Here is a 17,255-nt window from a genome sequence, read left to right on the forward strand (position 1 = left end):
ATTTTATAAATTTGATACAATCCAATACCATATGCGCTATGGATAGATTTTTGCTGATTTTATGTACGGCAGTTTATCTTGCCTGCCCGCACACCCGTGCCCAAACAGCCCGCGAAAACCGGAACGCTATGCAAGATTCCGGGATACAGTCCTTTTTCGACGCGCAAACCGCCAAACATCCCGAGAAGCTCTACCTTCATCTGAACCAGCCCTACTACGGGGTCGGAGACACGATCTGGTTCCGGGCCTATCTGACGGATGCCGTGACACACAGACCCGATACGCTCTCCAATTTCATTTACGTCGATCTGTACGACCGGGCCAAACGTTTGGTGACTTCGAGAAAGATCAAACGCGATTCGATGGGGTTCGCAAACTGCCTCCCGTTGGCCGATACTCTTTTTTCCGGGGAATACACCCTGCGGGCTTATACGGGTTGGATGCTCAATTTCGACGCCTCCGGTTTCTTCCAGAAAAACATCGTGATCGGACAGAATATCTCGAAAGTCCGCCATTCGGTCACTTATACGGACAAGCGTATGGTCGTCCGTTTTCTCGACCGTTACGAACGCCCCCTTTCGAAAAAGGAAGCGTCGTTCGATCTGTACGATAAGAACGGGAAACACCTGGGTTCCGGTACGCAGCGTCTTTCGTCCACGGGCGCCGTACTGGTTCCCCTGCCCGGAGATTCCGCTTCCCGCGGGGCCTATGCCGATATCCGGATTTCGATACGCGAGGATTCCGTTTTCCGCCGTACGGTCTTTATCGAACCGCCCCGCGCATCGTTCGACATCCAGTTCCTTCCCGAAGGGGGCGAACTGGTAGGATCCGACATGCCCCAGATCGTTGCGTTCAGGGCGGTCCGTCCGGACGGCAGTCCTGCGGAGGTACAGGGGTATCTGTTGAACGGCGGCAACGATACCGTAGCCCGCTTCCGCAGCGAGCACGACGGAATGGGCCGTTTCCTGCTCACGCCCCGCGAGAGCGAGAGCTATCGCGCGGTCGCGTTCCTCGATACGCTTTCCGTCTCCGTTTCCCTTCCGGCTGTGCGTGACAACGCCTGCGCTTTGCAGGTCGTTCAGGGAAACCGGGACATTCGTTACCGGATTCTGGGAAAAGTTCCCGCGTCTGGCCTTTTGGTCGGACATACGCGGGGCGTGTGCTGTCTGCTGCACCCGGTAGACGCGCGGCAAAATACAGGAACGATAAGAACCGATTCATTACCGGAAGGTATCCTTCACCTGCTGCTGACAGACTCGACCGGTTGTCCCCGCACCGAACGGTTGGTCTATATCCGCAAACCCGGCAGTACTCCCCGTTTCACCGTCCGCGCCGACAAACCCGCCTACGGAGCCCGCGAGAAGGTGCGGGCGGATATTTCGCTGAAAAGGGGAGAGCAACCCCTCTCCGGACGGTTTTCGGTCAGCGTAACGGATGCGGATGCCGTGAAACCGGATTCCCTGTCCGATCATATATACACTTATCTGTTGCTGACCTCCGATCTGAAGGGATACGTCCACAATCCGGGGTACTATTTTCTGGACGACTCGCCGGCCCGGCAGCACAGCCTTGATTTGGTTATGCTAACGCACGGCTGGCGGCGTTTCCGTACGGACAGTCTGTTCCGCACCGCTCCGTTCAGGCCGAAATTCTTTTTCGAGCACGGACAGTTTTTCTCGGGTCGCGTGAACAATATGTTCGGCAAAGGCGTTGGGGAAGCGACCCTAACGGCGTTCGCCTCCCGGGGCGACGGTCTGGGCGACCGGGCGTTCACTGCCACGACGGACAGTGCGGGACACTTTCTGTTCGAAGGGTTGGATTTTCAGGATACGACGGTATTTCTGATCCCGTTTTACAACAAAAAAGGGAAGATTCCCTACGAGATCCATTTCGAAGACACTTATTACCGTCCGGGGCTTACGCCCCTGGCTCCTTATCAGAGCGAGACAATCAGGGAAAAGCGGCTCGAAGAGGTTCGTCGGGCGTCTCCGCCTCCAACGGGTTTGGACAGTCTTACAACGTACCAGATCGACGAGGTGGTGGTTCATGGCCGTGATCCGAACGCTCCGGCCCTGCGAATCGAAAAGAGACTGCACAAGGATACGGCGCAGTTCGCAAAACTGAGTACGATGTCGCTGGAGAAATATGTACAACACTTTCCGGGAATGAAACAGATGCCTTTGGGATGGTGTATAGATATGGGGGGCAGAATGAGTGTCCCGCTTCAATTCCGCCTGAATGGCGAGGTGATTATGGGTACCGAGTTTTTGAACTTATATACGGTCAGGGACATCGAATACATCCGTACGGTACTCATGCCTATGCCTGGACCTCCGCTGCGGGAGTTTCTTCCGTATCTGCCGATCGGTACCAGCCCGGATTATCCCTGCCGTTTCGAGATTTATCTGAAAGAGGACGCCCAGGGAAAACGCCGGTTCGGCCTGTACAGAACGGTGGGTTATATACCTGGAGCCGAGTTTTACCATCCTGTTTACGACACTCCGGAGCGACTGGCGAATAAAACCCCGGATCGCAGGACGACACTCTATTGGGAACCCTATTTACAACTTGGGAACGACGGCAAGGGTTCGATCGAGTTTTACACCAACGACAAAAACAAGTCTCGTTTGGAAATCGTGATCGAGGGTATCGCGGCGGACGGATCGGTATGCAGAACGCTACAAAGATTGGAGTGATTTTGGCGCATTTGTTTGATTCGGGATACGCCTACGATAGTTTTTCAACGCTTTCCGGCGTGAAATTTATCCCTGAACCGGGAATCAAACGCCGGCAGCCGACAAATAAATTTTAACCGATTGTTATTTTTTTCAGGATATAAATCTTACTTTTGTAAGATATAGCGTTTTTGAAAAAATTTATGAACATCACCCTGATACAGGCCGATCTCGTCTGGAACGATCCGGCCGCCAACCGCAACCGTTTCGAACGGGAAATCTTTGCGGTCGGAGAAACCGACCTCGTCGTACTGCCGGAAATGTTCCCGACCGGGTTCTGCACCCGCCCGCGCGAAGCCGCCGAACCGGACGGAGGGCCGACTCTGGCATGGATGCGACGGACGGCCCGGAAGAAAGGAGCCGCGTTGGCCGGCAGCGTAGCCGTAGAACAGGACGGCCGCTACTTCAACCGGTTCTATTTCGTCCGTCCCGACGGTGCGACGGTACATTACGACAAACGCCACCTCTTCACTTACGGCGGCGAGCACAAGGAATACACCGGCGGAGACCGGCGCGTGATCGCGGAATACAAAGGCTGGCGCATCCTGCTGCAAGTCTGTTACGACCTGCGGTTCCCGGTCTGGTCGCGCAACCGGGACGACTACGACATGATTCTCTACGTAGCCAGCTGGCCGACGCCGCGCGTAGAAGCCTGGAACGCGCTGCTCAAAGCGCGGGCGATCGAAAACGTCTGCTACGTGGCCGGGGTCAACCGGGTGGGAGACGATCCGAACTGCAACTACTGCGGAGGGACTGTACTGCTCGACTTCCTCGGCAAACCGCTGGCCGATGCCGGCACGGGCGGACAGCCGGCGACGCTCTCCGCCGAAGCGGACAAAATCTCCCTGACGACCTTCCGCGAAAAATTCCCGGCGCTTCAGGACGCCGATCCTTTCACACTGAATATCTAACAGCTAACCTCACACGATCAATATGGAAGAAAAATTATTGCTGCTGGGTGACCAGGCCGTCGCATTGGGAGCCATTCATGCCGGGATTACCGGCGTGTACGCCTACCCGGGAACTCCCTCGACGGAGATCACCGAATATATCCAGACCTCGGAACTGGCCACGCTGCGCGGCGTGCATAGCCGTTGGTGCACCAACGAAAAAACGGCGATGGAAGCCGCTCTGGGCGTCTCTTACGTCGGCAAGCGGGCGCTCGTCTGCATGAAGCACGTGGGCCTGAACGTAGCTGCCGACGCTTTCGTCAACTCGGCCGTAACCGGCACCAACGGCGGATTGGTCGTCCTCGTGGCCGACGACCCGTCGATGCACTCGTCGCAAAACGAACAGGACTCCCGCTTCTACGGCAAATTCGCATTCACGCCGATGCTGGAACCTTCGTCGCAGCAAGAAGCCTACGACATGATGTCCTATGCGTTCGATCTTTCCGAACAGCACAAACTGCCTGTACTGATGCGTATTACCACGCGGATGGCGCATTCGCGGGCCGTCATTAGCCCGGGCCGCATCCGCGAACAGAACGAGCTCGGTTTCCCGGACGACGCGGCGCACTGGGTGCTGCTGCCCGTCAACGCACGCAGGTGCTACGGCGAATTGCTGGGACAACAGCCCGCACTGGAAGCGCTCGCCGCCGAATCATCCTACAACAGCTATACCGACGGCCCGAACCGGAAAACGGGCGTAATCGCCTGCGGTATCGGCTACAACTACCTGATGGAGAACTTTCCGGCAGGATGCGATTTCCCGGTACTGAAACTGTCCCAGTATCCGCTGCCGAAAACGCTGGTGCGCCGTATGGCCGAAACCTGCGACGAAATCCTCGTACTGGAAGACGGACAGCCGTTCGTGGAGGAACAACTGCGCGGCGTACTGCCTACCGCCGTCCGTATCCGCGGACGCCTCAGCAACGATGTGCCCCGCACCGGGGAGCTGACCCCGGACAATGTCAAACAGGCGCTGGGACTGGAATCGGCGCCCGGTTTCGCCCCGAGCGAACACGTAACCCCGCGTCCGCCGGCGCTGTGTTCGGGCTGCGGGCACCGCGACACGTACGACGCGCTGAACCGCGTGGTGCGCGAATACAAGGATTACCGGGTATTCAGCGACATCGGATGCTACACGCTCGGAGCGCTGCCCCCGTTCCGCGCCATCCACTCCTGCGTCGACATGGGAGCCTCGATCACGATGGCTAAAGGCGCTGCGGACGCCGGCCTGTGGCCTGCCGTAGCGGTCATCGGCGACTCAACGTTCACCCATTCGGGCATCACCGGCCTGCTGGACGCGGTCAATTCGAACGCCAACATCACCGTCGTGATTTCCGACAACCTGACCACGGCGATGACCGGCGGCCAGGACTCCGCGGGGACGAACAAGCTCGAAGCGATTTGCCTCGGAGTAGGGGTCGATCCGGCCCACGTGCGCGTGGTGGTTCCGCTGCCGAAAAATATGGACGAGATCACCGCCATCCTGCGCGAAGAGATCGAATACCGGGGCGTCTCGGTCATCATCCCGCGCCGCGAATGCATCCAGACCCTCAAACGGCACCACAAGGAAGCCCGACAAAACAAAACGACCAAATCTTGAAACCTATGAAACTAGATATCATTCTGTCCGGAGTAGGGGGCCAGGGCATCCTCTCGATCGCAGCGATCATCGGCGAAGCGGCCCTGGAAGAAAAGTTGCATATCAAGCAAGCCGAAGTGCACGGCATGAGCCAGCGGGGCGGCGACGTACAATCGAACCTGCGGATCTCGTCCGAACCGATCCGTTCCGACCTGATCGCCCGCGGCGGGGCCGACCTGATCCTGTCGCTCGAACCGATGGAAGCGCTGCGCTACCTGCCTTACCTGTCCGACACGGGCTGGATCGTGACCAACGCCGCGCCTTTCGTCAACATTCCGAACTACCCGCAGGTAGACGACCTGCTGGCCGACCTGAAACGCTTGCCGCGCGTCATCCTGCTCGACGTGGATGCGCTGGCCAAAGAGAACAACGTCCCGCGCGCCGCCAATGTCGTGCTGCTGGGCGCCGCGTCGCCGATCCTGGGCATCGGGATCGAAAAAATCGAAGACGGTATCCGCCGCTTTTTCGGACGCAAAGGCGACGACGTAGTCGCGATGAACCTCAAAGCGCTGGCATGCGGCCGAGAAGCCGCCGAGCACATCATGCGGAAACATCTGTAAAAAAGCGAAAACGAAAAACATGCAAAATAGCGTATTCAGTCGACAACTGGTCGAATCGATCGTCGACGAGCTGAAGATCACCGACCTGGCACAGGCCACGATCGGACAGGTAGTGCTGCTGGCCTCGGCCCTGGAGCAGCGCACGGGCATCCCTTTCATCCGGATGGACCAGGGCGTACCGGGCCTGAGCCCCAACCAGGTAGGAATCGCCGCCGAAAAAGCGGCGCTCGACACCGGTATCGCAGCCATCTACCCGGCCGCCGAAGGCGTTCCGGAGCTCAAACGCGAAACCTCGCGCTTCGTAAAGGCCTTCCTGAACGTAGACATCACGCCGGAAGCCTGTATTCCGACTACCGGATCGGTCGCGGGATCGTTCGGCTCGTTCATCGTCACGAGCCAGTGCTCGCCCGGTAAGGATACCGTGTTGTTCATCGACCCGGGATTCCCGATCCAGAAATCGCAATTGAAAATATTGGGTGTCAAATACCGCCAGTTCGACATTTTCAACTATCGGGGAGCAGCGTTGCGCGACAAGCTGGAAAGCTTTCTGAAAGAGGGAAATATCTCGGCGATCATCTATTCGAACCCGAACAATCCGGCCTGGATCTGCCTCGAAGAGGAGGAATTGCAGATTATCGGCGAGCTGGCCACGCAGTACGACACGATCGTGCTCGAAGACCTGGCCTACTTCGCGATGGATTTCCGACGCGATCTGAGCCGTCCGTTCGAACCTCCTTTCCAGGCGACCGTAGCGCGTTACACCGACAACTACATGCTGATGTTGTCGGCCTCGAAAATATTCAGCTATGCCGGCCAGCGAATGGCCGTCGTATGTATTTCCGACAAACTCTTCAACCGCCGTTACCCGGCCCTGGCCGAACGCTACAACGGAGCCGGACTTTTCGGCAACACGTTTACCAACGCGATCATGTACATGATCACTTCCGGCGCCAGCCATTCGGTACAGTTCGGCCTCGCGGCGATGTACAAAGCGGCCTGCGACGGACAGATCGATTTCGTGGCCGACACGATGGAATACGGCCGGCGGGCGGAAAAGATGAAGCGGCTTTTCTGCGAAAACGGCTTTCACGTCGTATACGACAAGGACGTCGAGCAACCGATCGGCGACGGATTCTTTTTCACGATCGGCTACCCGGGAATGACTTCGGGCGAACTGATGCGCGAATTGCTCTATTACGGGATCAGCTCGATCACGCTGAATACCACGGGCAGCCTGCAGGAAGGCATCCGCGCCTGCACGTCGCGGATGACGGACGAACTGTTCGACATCCTCGAACAGCGACTCAAAGCCTTCAAAACCGACCACCCGCTGTAACCTGAAAACCGAATGAAAACCCACCGCATCGCCGGATGCGGAATATCTACAAAATTATGATCTGGAATCAAACGAAGGAGTGTATGGACCGCGAACAGATGCGGTTGCTACAAGGAGCCCGGCTCAAAAAGTTGGTGCACCGGGTCTACCACCATACCCCTTTCTACCGCGACAAAATGCAGCAGATGGGCCTTACGCCCGACGACATCGACACGATCGACGACATCGTCAAACTGCCTTTCACCACCAAGCAGGATCTGCGGGACAATTACCCGTACGGGCTGTTCGCCGCCCCCCAATCGGAGATCGTCCGGCTGCACGCCTCGTCCGGGACGACCGGCAAACCCACGGTGGTCGGTTACACGCACCGCGATCTTTCGATCTGGTCGGAGTCGATCGCGCGCTGCCTGATGGCTTTCGGCACTACGCGCGACGACCTGTTCACGGTCGCCTACGGCTACGGCCTTTTCACGGGCGGACTGGGTCTGCACTACGGGGTGGAACACCTCGGAGCGACCGTCATCCCGATGTCTACGGGCAATACGGCCAAGCACATCCAACTGATGCACGACTGCGGCTCCACCGCGCTGGCCTGCACGCCGTCTTACGCCCTGTACCTGGCCGAACAAATCATCAAGTCGGGTATTCCGCGCAGCGAATTTCGGCTACGTACCTGCATTCTCGGCGGAGAACCGTGGACCGAAAACATGCGCCGCGAGATCGAAGCGAAGCTGGGCGTCGATGCGTACAATATATACGGACTCAGCGAGATCATGGGGCCCGGAGTATCGTACGAATGCCGCTGCAAATCGGGTTCGCACATCGTCGAAGACCATTTTTATCCGGAAATCATCGATTCGAACACGTTGGAACCGCAGCCCGCCGGCGGGCAGGGCGAGCTGGTGCTCACGACCCTGACCAAAGAGGGTATGCCGCTGTTGCGCTACCGCACCAAAGACCTCTGTTCGCTGACCTACGAACCCTGCGCCTGCGGACGCACGAACGTCCGGATGAGCCGTATCGTCGGCCGCAGCGACGACATGCTGATCATCCGCGGCGTGAACGTTTTCCCGTCCCAGGTCGAAAGCGTGGTACTGGAATTGCCGGAATTCGAACCGCACTATCAGTTGGTGGTCGACCGGGTCAACAACCTCGACACGCTGCAGGTGCAGGTCGAAGTGCGCGAAGCATTCTATTCGGACGAGATCAGCCAGATGATGGCGCTCAAAAAACGGATCGCCGACCGTCTGCACAGCGTGCTGGGCATCGGGGCCGACATCCGTCTGATGGAACCGCACAGCATCGAGCGCAGCGAAGGCAAAAGCAAACGGGTGATCGATAAACGCGTACTCAAATAGACAAACCTTAAAAACTGGATAATCATGACGATCAAACAATTATCGGTATTTCTGGAAAACAAGACGGGACGCATCAACGACGTGGCCCGCATCCTGGGCGAACACGGCATCAACATGTATGCGTTCAGCATGGCGGAGACCGCCGATTTCGGTATTCTGCGGATGATCGTCTCCGACGTCGAAGCGGCCAAACGGGTGCTTCGCGAAGCTAAATTCGCGGTGACGCTCACCGACGTGGTGGGAATCAACTGCCCCAACACGCCGGGCTCGCTCTCTCCGGTGCTGGATATTCTGGCCCGCGAGCAGGTCTTCATCGAATATATGTACGCCTTTTCCGAAGGGGAACTGGCCAGCGTGATCATCCGTCCTACGGACGTGGCCAAATGTATCGAAACGCTCAACCGGTGCAAATGTCGTTTGGTTTCGTTCCGTTCCGAATAAACGGGCAGCGGCTCCAATATATCGAAAAACGACAAAAAGCGGATGAAAAATCATCCGCTTTTTGTTATTCCGCACTTCCGGCAATCGACCCGGTACGATTCGGCGTAAAACGCTCCTGTAGTGATCGTAAAGATTCTCCGGCCGCATTTAATTCCATCCGGAAAAACTTTTTGTATATCAACGGATAAAATATTGACATGCAGGAAAGACGAAAAGACACAGTAAATCGGAAAAAGTTTCTAAATTTGCACCGATTGTACTTACACATTCCTGTGAATGAAAAAACTCCTGCTCCCGTTCTTCTGCATGTCCTGCGTATCGGCCATAAGCGCCCAAAATATTCCGGAAGATGCGGACACCCTGTCCATCGGACTGAAAGAGGTGAAAGTAATGGCTTCCTACGGACATGACAAAGGCGTCGAGCCGGTCGTACTGTCGACGATCAGCGCGAAAGACATCGCGACCAAACTGAGCAATCAGGAATTTCCCGAAATCATGAAATCCACGCCGTCGATTTATGCGACCAAGCAGGGAGGAGGCTTCGGCGATTCGCGGCTGATGCTGCGCGGCTTCGGTTCGGAAAACATCGCCGTGCTGATCAACGGCATCCCGGTCAACGGCATGGAGAACGGAAGCGTCTATTGGTCGAACTGGTCGGGACTGGCCGACGTTACGAACAGCATCCAGGTACAGCGCGGTATCGGGCTCTCCAAACTGGGTCTCTTTTCGGTCGGCGGGACGGTCAATATCGTCACCCAGAGCACCGAAGTCAACCGGCAGGGTTCCGTGTATTACGGCATCGGAAACGACCGTTACCAGAAAATGGGCTTCAACCTCTCTTCGGGTCTGCTTCCGAAAGGGTGGGCCTTCTCGATCATGGGAACCCGCACGACGGGCGACGGATACGTAAAAGGAACGAATTTCGAAGCTTGGAGCTATTTTGCGAACGTTTCGAAAAAATTCGGACGCAACCACATCCTGTCGCTGACGGCCTTCGGCGCGCCGCAGTGGCATAACCGGCGCAGCAACAAACAGTCGATCGAAGATTACGACCTCCATAAAGACGGCATCCGGATGAATACCTGTTACGGTTATATCAATGGACAGATCGTTCCGACCTATTCGGGCTATAACGAATACCACAAGCCGCAAATCTCGCTGAACCATTTCTGGCAGATCAACGGCAAATCCACGCTGTCGACCTCCGTTTATGTCTCCAATGCGACGGGAGGAGGCCGAAAAGTGTACGGCAAAGACGCCAACCGCCTGCAATACAATTATAAGACCGGACGGCCCAACGAAAACACTTCGCTGACCCCGGACGGACTGATCGACTACCTGCCGGTGATGGAAGACAACAAAAACTCCGACCACGGTTCGGACGCCATCTTCACGATGGGAACCAACTCGCACGATTGGTACGGGTTGCTGTCCACCTATACGAACGAACTGTCGAAATCGCTCAAACTGACGGTCGGTATCGACGGGCGTTATTATAAAGGCTATCACTACGACAAGATTTCGGATCTGCTGGGAGGCGCCTACTACAAGGACAACAAACTCGCATGGCGCGATCCGGACACGAAACTGCGGGAAGGCGACAAAGTCAACCAGGACTATCTCAGCAAAATCCTGTGGATGGGGGCTTTCGCCCAGTTGGAATACAACCGGGAGCACTACAAGGCATTCGTCTCGACCTCCGTGACCAGTCACTCCTACAAACGCGAAGATCCCGGAAAATACGGGACGTACGGCAACCAGGAGACCTATCCCGTTGCAAACGTAAAAACCCCGTGGAGCAATTTCGTGCCGTTCAGCGTGAAAGCCGGTTTCAACTACCGCTTCAACGGAATGCACAACGTATTCGTCAACGGCGGCTACGTAACCAAAGCGCCGATGATGGACAACATCTTCGTAGACAACACGCCGCTGTCGAACCCGATCCCCGAAAAAATCGCGACGGGCGAAATCGGCTATGGATTCAATTACCGGACGCTGAGCGTCATGCTGAACGGTTACTACACCCAATGGATGGACAAAAGCGTGACCAAGGCGATCGGCAGTTGGAACGGCCCCAGAGCCTGTATCCCGAACATCGACGCGCGGCATATGGGTATCGAACTGGAAGCGAGCTACCAGCCGCTCGAATGGCTGCGGGTGTACGGCTTCTTTACGATCGGGAACTGGCGCTGGACCAACGACGTGAATTTCACCCTGTTCAACGAACAGAACGAAAAAATCGGGGAATACCACGCCTACATCAAGAACCTGCATGTCGGCAACGCGCCGCAGACGAGCGCGATGCTGGGGCTCAGTTGTATGCCGGTATCGGGACTGACCCTCGGCGTCGACTTCAACTATTACGGGCGCCACTATGCCGATTTCGCCGCAGCCGACCGCACGGATGAAAAAGACAGGGCGGAAGCCTGGAAGCTGCCGGATTATTCGACGGTCGACCTGAACCTCAATTACGATTTCAAAATGGGTACTTTTCGGGGGCAGCTTTTCGGCAACGTGAACAACCTGTTCAACCGGAAATACATATCCGACGCACTGGACGGATCGGATCATACGCGGGAAACCGCCGTCGTATGGTACGGATTCGGCATTACCTGGACAGCCGGCCTCAGGATATCGTTTTAACCAAATCGGGGAAAAATATGTCGGTCAGAAGACTCAATAAGCTGAAATTCATAGTCGGGTGCGCGACGGCCGCGCTCTTCGTCAGCTTGTTGTTTCCGATCGGCATCGCGGCCAAAAACAGCCTCGACAGTCCCGGGGATCAGGGCACCATCCTGATCATCGCGTCGTACAACCCGGATACCAGACGCATGTCGAGTTTCATATCCGACTTCGAACATAAGATCGCCAACGAAAACGTTCCGTTCGAAATTCTGATCGAAGATCTGGGTTGCAAAAGCGTAGCGGAAGCCAATCTGTGGAAAGACCGGCTTATCTCGGTGTTGGAGCGCTACGACAGGAACCGGCTGAAAGCCGTTATCCTGCTCGGTCAGGAGGCATGGGCATCGTTCGTCTCCCTGGACAGCTTTCCCCAGGACATTCCGTTTTTCGGATGCTACGCCAGCACGAACGGAATTCCGCTCCCGGACCGGAACCGTCCGGTTACGGATAAATGGATGCCCGAGTCCGTCGATATGATACGGCAGGCGGACAGCATCGGAAACGGGGGAGGAAGTCTCAACCGGTACGACATCGCCAAAAACATCGACCTGATCCGTTCCCTCTACCCGAACGTAGATAACATCGCATTCCTATCGGACAATACCTACGGGGGTATTTCGCTGCAGGCTTTGGTCAAGCAGGAAATGAGCAGCCATCCCGACCTGACCCTCACCCTGATCGACGGGCGGAACGGGGAGAAAAAGGCCTATGCAGCCATCGAACGGCTGCCGCGCAAATCGGTGCTGCTGATCGGCACCTGGCGGGTAGGTCAGGACGGCCAGTATTTTATGGACAATTCGCTGAAAACGCTCCTGGCCGATCAACCCCACCTGCCCGTTTTTTCGGTCAGCGGCTCGGGGATCGGCAGCGGGGCTATCGGAGGCTACATCCCCAAATACGAAAACGGAGCCAGCGAAATAGCCGGGCAAATAGCCGACTTCTATAAAAAGAAACCCCGGGCGGTACATTTCGATCCGACGGAAAACGAATATCGTTTCGACCTGCAAAAACTCAAGGAGTTCGGAATCGCGGAATATAAACTGCCGTCGGGTAGTATCGTCGTAGACACCGTAGAGGCGCGATTGCAGAAATACGAATCGTACATCCTGATCCTGATCGTTATTTTCATCGTGCTCTCGCTGTTCATCGCCTTCTTGTATTACCTCTACTACCGGAACAAAAAACTGAAAATCAGCCTGGAGAACCGGGGTAGGGAGCTCATCGCCGCCAAAGAGAAAGCCGAGGAATCGGACATGCTGAAATCGGCGTTCCTGGCGAACATGAGCCACGAAATCCGGACGCCGCTGAATGCGATCGTCGGATTCTCCGCCCTGTTGGGCGACGAATCCATTTCCGAAGAAGACCGGAACGTATACATGGGCATCGTGAACCAGAATTCAGACCTGCTGCTGACGCTGATCGGGGATATTCTCGATATTTCGAGGCTCGAGACGGGGAAAATCAGTTTCACGCTGCATCCGGAGAATATCGTCGCCATCTGTCAGCAGGTCATTTCGACGACCGCCCACGGCCGTAAAAAAGGCGTGGAGTGCGTTTTTAATCCTCCCGTCGAATCCTTTATCCTGAAGACCGACTCGCAACGCCTGTCGCAGGTGCTGATCAACCTGCTGACAAACGCCAGCAAATTCACCGAAAAGGGCACGATCGCGCTCGCATTCGAAATACAAAAAGAGCAGCGGCGGATTCTGTTCTCGGTTTCCGATACCGGATGCGGCATCCCGCGGGAACGGCAGGAACGGGTTTTCAACCGATTCGAAAAACTGAACGAATTCAAACAAGGCACCGGTCTCGGCCTGGCTATTTGTAAACAAATCGTACTGCGGTTCGGAGGGAACATCTGGATCGATCCGGAATACACTGAGGGAGCGCGGTTCGTCTTTTCGCACCCGATTGTCCCGTGACCCGTATTTCCCGTTACATAACGCTCTCTCGGAATCTGTTCTTGGGGATGATGATGATATTGATTGCCGGATACGAAAGTTCGGGGCAGATCCCGTCCGTCTATCGCCGTACATGCCTGCAGGACTCGCTGCCGGCCCTCGCAGCGCCCGCGCGGGACCAATGGGACCGGTTCACTTCGTCGCAAACCTACCGCATGACCTACGTGGCCGTCCCGCTGATCGCAGCGGGACTGATCGTGGCAGGGGAAGACTCGCATTTCCACAGCCTGCGCGACAACTTCCTGCCCTCCTTCCGACACCATTACGACGATTACCTGCAATACGCCCCCGCCATCGCCATGCTGGGGCTGAAAATCGGCGGCATACAGGGAAGAAGCTCCTGGGGACGAATGCTGGTTTCGGACGCATTTTCGGCCTCGCTGATGGCGATCGCGGTCAACACCCTGAAACACACGGTCAAAGTGATGCGCCCGGACGGATCGAACCGCCACTCGTTCCCGTCGGGACATTCGGCAACGGCCTTCATGACCGCGACCATGCTGCACAAAGAGTACGGCATGACCCGCAGTCCGTGGTACAGCATCGGCGCCTATACGGCGGCCACGCTCACCGGCCTGTCACGACAAATGAACAACAAACACTGGCTGAGCGACGTGCTGGTAGGGGCCGGCATCGGCATTCTGTCTACCGAAGTGGGGTATTACCTGGCCGACCTGATCTTCAAAGGTCGCGGGATCACGTATGCGCGACTGCCGGACAGACCTTTCGATCCGGGTTACAAACCTTCGTTTTTCGGGCTTTACCTGGGACTCAACCTGACACCGGGACGCTACGCGCTGGAAGACGGCCGCGAAGCGTCGCTTTCGACCGGAGGCACGGCAGGCGTCGAAGGCGCTTGGTTCATCACGCGCCACATCGGGATCGGAGGACGCGCGACCATCTCCAACATGCCCCTGTCGGTCGATAAAATCCTTCAGGACGAATCGCTGGACATGATCTCCGGGTACGTCGGCCCGTTTTTCTCCTATCCGCTGACCTGCCGCTGGCTGGTCGGCGGCAAACTGCTCGCCGGATATGTTCACTATCCCTCCTGTCGGCTTTCGGACATCCGGATCGGCGACAAGAACGGATTCGGGTTCGGAACGGGCCTGTCGGTCACGTTCCTGGCCAACCACAAATTCGGGATGAAATTCTCTACCGACTACGATCTCGTCACCTCCGGTTTCGTTCCACGCGGAGGAATCCGGCACGTTCTCACGCTCTGCGGCGGCGCCAGCATCATGTTCTGACACGCAGCCGGCGGACGCATCCCGCAGAAAACGTCCGTCGCCTCAACGCTCTTTAACGGCCGATACGATCAACATCATCGGCCTACGCAGCTCGTCGTTCATCCCGGCAACGGTTCTCAGCAATTTCTCGCCGGGTTCGGGCTCGACCAGCCCGGTAATCCCGAACCCTTGTCGAATCAGTCCGTTTACATAAGTAGTCAACGTTTTATGGTACTTTACGACCTGTTCGCCGAGAAAGTTCGAAACGCGCCGCCCCTGACTGAAACAACTCCGGCCAGTGCAGTCGATTACCTTGTCCGGCAATACCACTCTTCATGTCCCTGCGCCGTAAAGACCGGATGCCCGACCGAGAAAACGAACGTCCCGCCCGGACGAAGGCAGCGATACACTTTTTCACAAAGATTGTCGAACGACTCCAGGTTTCAACGAAAAAACCAAATATTTTATCGGTTAAGATGGTAATAAATCGGAAAAAAACACGTTAAAAAAACAGGATATGAAAAATATATTCCTGCAAAACGATCATTTTTCAACGGCCTCCAACGTACTGAACCATAAAAGAAAAAGCTGCATATCGCCGTATCGGTAAGAGCAACGGACCGCTAAAAACGAGAGTAAATCTTCGAAAAACGCAAAATAATTAGCATATTTGTGAAACTTTTTAACAAAAATGCAACATTTTCGATCAAAAAATAATTAGATGAAAAAAGTAATTCTGTACAGTTTGTTGACTGTTTTGTCCGTCATGTTCTACGAATGCGGTAAAAGCGAGGAAGCGCCGGGCGAAACTTACACGTTCCAGTTTTCGGAAGAAGACTGGGCGGTTCCGGTGGCCGGAGCCAACAAAAACGTTCCGCTGGAAGCGCCGGGAGAGTGGACTGCCGAAGTCGTTTACGTTTCGGGAAGCGGCAAATGGCTCAATGCGACTCCGCTGAAAGGAAAAGCCGGAAAATCCCAGATAAACCTGTCGGTCGGTAAAAACACCTCCTACGACGAAGCGCGCGAAGCGACGCTGACCGTAACCTGCGGCACCGAAAGCAAAAGCATAAAAATCACGCAGGACACCCAGGAAGGCGTCGTCATCGAACAACAACTGTTCAACCTCAAACCGGGCGACACGCTGATCGCCGTCAAAGTATCGGCAAACGTCGGATACGAGCACACGATCGACAAATCGGCCGAAAAATGGATTCTCCCGGCCGAAGCCAAATCTTCGATGAAAGACTCCACGATCCGGTTCCAGGTGCTGGCCAACGATACGGACAAAGAACGTACCGGCACGATCACGTTCTCGCCGACAAAAGGAAACGACGTCACGGTAACCGTTAAGCAGGCCTGCGAGCCGAGGCTGACGCTGCTGCAGTTGAACCTGTGGATGGAATGTACGAAAGTTCCGAACGCTTTCAATGCGCTGGTCGACCAGATCGTATCGCTGCAACCCGATTTCGCTACGTTCTGCGAACTGTACAAAGGCGGGGACGAAGCGATCATGCCCCTGCTCGTGGACGCACTGAAACAAAAAGGGCTGACCTATTACCAAAGCCGCGTGGACGGCCGCGGACTGCTGTCGAAATACCGGATTACCGAAACGCAGAAGATCAACGAATGGATGTTCAAAGGGGTCTGCAATGTCGACGGCCGCAGAATCGCCGTCTATCCCTCACATGCCAACTACGTCTATTACTCCTGCTACTACCCGCGCGGGTACAACGACGGGGGCAACAACGGCGACTGGAGCAAAATGGCTACCGGCCCGAATACGGACGTAGCCCTGATCCTGGAACGCAACCGGCTGTCCGGACGTCCGCAGTCGACCCAGCAATTCATCGACGATGCGAAAAACGAGATCGCCAAAGGCGCGCTCGTCTTCTTCGCAGGCGACCTGAACGAACCTTCCCACCTCGACTGGCAGGCCGATACGAAAGATCTATGGGACCACAACGGCTGCGTAGTGAACTGGCAGAGCTCCATGCTGATGTACGACAACGGATTCATCGACGCTTACCGCGAAACGTATCCGAACGTCGTGGATTATCCGGGGCTTACCTGGCCGGCCGATAACAAAGACGTCGACGTAAGCACGCTGGTATGGGCCGGCGATGCCGACGAACGCGACCGGATCGATTTCGTTTATTACTATCCCCGACAGGGGCTCAGCGTCGAGAAAGCCCAAATCGTAGGGCCGTCCGGCACAATCGTCCGTAGCCAGCGGGTGGAAAACGACAGCAAGGACGAATTCATCGCCCCCGCAGGAGGACACTGGCCCAGCGACCACAAAGGATTGCTGATCACGTTCAAACTGGACGAATAATCCTCCAGAAAAAACGTATCCGAACAAGCCAG

At 56.1% G+C, this 17,255-nt stretch carries 12 protein-coding genes; 11 read left to right on the forward strand and 1 reads right to left on the reverse strand.

The window, feature by feature from the left end; all coding sequences use genetic code 11:
* The first annotated feature begins 128 nt into the window (after window positions 1-128).
* The 10 genes from C1A08_RS00845 to C1A08_RS00890 all read left to right on the forward strand — a co-directional run bounded on the left by C1A08_RS00845 (window position 129) and on the right by C1A08_RS00890 (window position 14,912).
* Window positions 129-2,696: a hypothetical protein gene (locus C1A08_RS00845; protein ID WP_101570733.1), complete on the forward strand. Its 2,568-nt coding sequence runs from the start codon at window positions 129-131 to the stop codon at window positions 2,694-2,696.
* Window positions 2,697-2,878: 182 nt separating this feature from the next.
* Window positions 2,879-3,646 (forward strand): amidohydrolase, encoded by a 768-nt coding sequence (locus C1A08_RS00850; protein WP_055204037.1) that lies wholly within the window; start codon window positions 2,879-2,881, stop codon window positions 3,644-3,646.
* 22 nt (window positions 3,647-3,668) lie between these two features.
* Complete coding sequence (locus tag C1A08_RS00855; RefSeq protein ID WP_055204036.1) at window positions 3,669-5,285, forward strand: thiamine pyrophosphate-dependent enzyme; 1,617 nt, start codon at window positions 3,669-3,671, stop codon at window positions 5,283-5,285.
* Window positions 5,286-5,290: 5 nt separating this feature from the next.
* The gene (locus C1A08_RS00860; protein WP_101570735.1) at window positions 5,291-5,884 is read left to right on the forward strand and encodes an indolepyruvate oxidoreductase subunit beta; all 594 of its coding nucleotides are present in this window, start codon (window positions 5,291-5,293) and stop codon (window positions 5,882-5,884) included.
* Window positions 5,885-5,903: 19 nt separating this feature from the next.
* Window positions 5,904-7,220, forward strand: coding sequence for an aminotransferase class I/II-fold pyridoxal phosphate-dependent enzyme (locus tag C1A08_RS00865; RefSeq protein WP_101570738.1), 1,317 nt, complete (start codon window positions 5,904-5,906; stop codon window positions 7,218-7,220).
* 56 nt (window positions 7,221-7,276) lie between these two features.
* Window positions 7,277-8,578: a phenylacetate--CoA ligase family protein gene (locus C1A08_RS00870; RefSeq protein ID WP_101571585.1), complete on the forward strand. Its 1,302-nt coding sequence runs from the start codon at window positions 7,277-7,279 to the stop codon at window positions 8,576-8,578.
* A gap of 24 nt (window positions 8,579-8,602) precedes the next feature.
* Entirely contained in the window at window positions 8,603-9,019 is a 417-nt protein-coding gene (locus C1A08_RS00875) for an ACT domain-containing protein (protein WP_055204030.1), read from the forward strand.
* Window positions 9,020-9,295: 276 nt separating this feature from the next.
* The gene (locus C1A08_RS00880; RefSeq protein WP_101570740.1) at window positions 9,296-11,662 is read left to right on the forward strand and encodes a TonB-dependent receptor; all 2,367 of its coding nucleotides are present in this window, start codon (window positions 9,296-9,298) and stop codon (window positions 11,660-11,662) included.
* A 17-nt stretch (window positions 11,663-11,679) separates the two neighbouring features.
* Window positions 11,680-13,623, forward strand: a complete 1,944-nt coding sequence (locus tag C1A08_RS00885) for a sensor histidine kinase (protein ID WP_101571587.1) — start codon at window positions 11,680-11,682, stop codon at window positions 13,621-13,623.
* Window positions 13,624-13,670: 47 nt separating this feature from the next.
* Window positions 13,671-14,912, forward strand: a complete 1,242-nt coding sequence (locus C1A08_RS00890; RefSeq protein ID WP_101570742.1) for a phosphatase PAP2 family protein — start codon at window positions 13,671-13,673, stop codon at window positions 14,910-14,912.
* A gap of 42 nt (window positions 14,913-14,954) precedes the next feature.
* Here the strand turns inward: C1A08_RS00890 and C1A08_RS13525 are convergent, their stop codons facing one another.
* The gene (locus C1A08_RS13525; protein WP_153498025.1) at window positions 14,955-15,113 is read right to left on the reverse strand and encodes a hypothetical protein; all 159 of its coding nucleotides are present in this window, start codon (window positions 15,111-15,113) and stop codon (window positions 14,955-14,957) included.
* A 499-nt stretch (window positions 15,114-15,612) separates the two neighbouring features.
* Between C1A08_RS13525 and C1A08_RS00900 the strand changes: the two genes are divergently transcribed.
* Window positions 15,613-17,223 carry a BACON domain-containing protein gene (locus C1A08_RS00900; protein WP_055204024.1) on the forward strand — a complete coding sequence of 537 codons (1,611 nt, stop codon included), beginning with the start codon at window positions 15,613-15,615 and terminating at the stop codon, window positions 17,221-17,223.
* Window positions 17,224-17,255: the final 32 nt, after the last annotated feature.

Source organism: Alistipes sp. cv1 (assembly GCF_900240235.1).
Classification (GTDB): Bacteria; Bacteroidota; Bacteroidia; order Bacteroidales; family Rikenellaceae; genus Alistipes_A; species Alistipes_A hominis.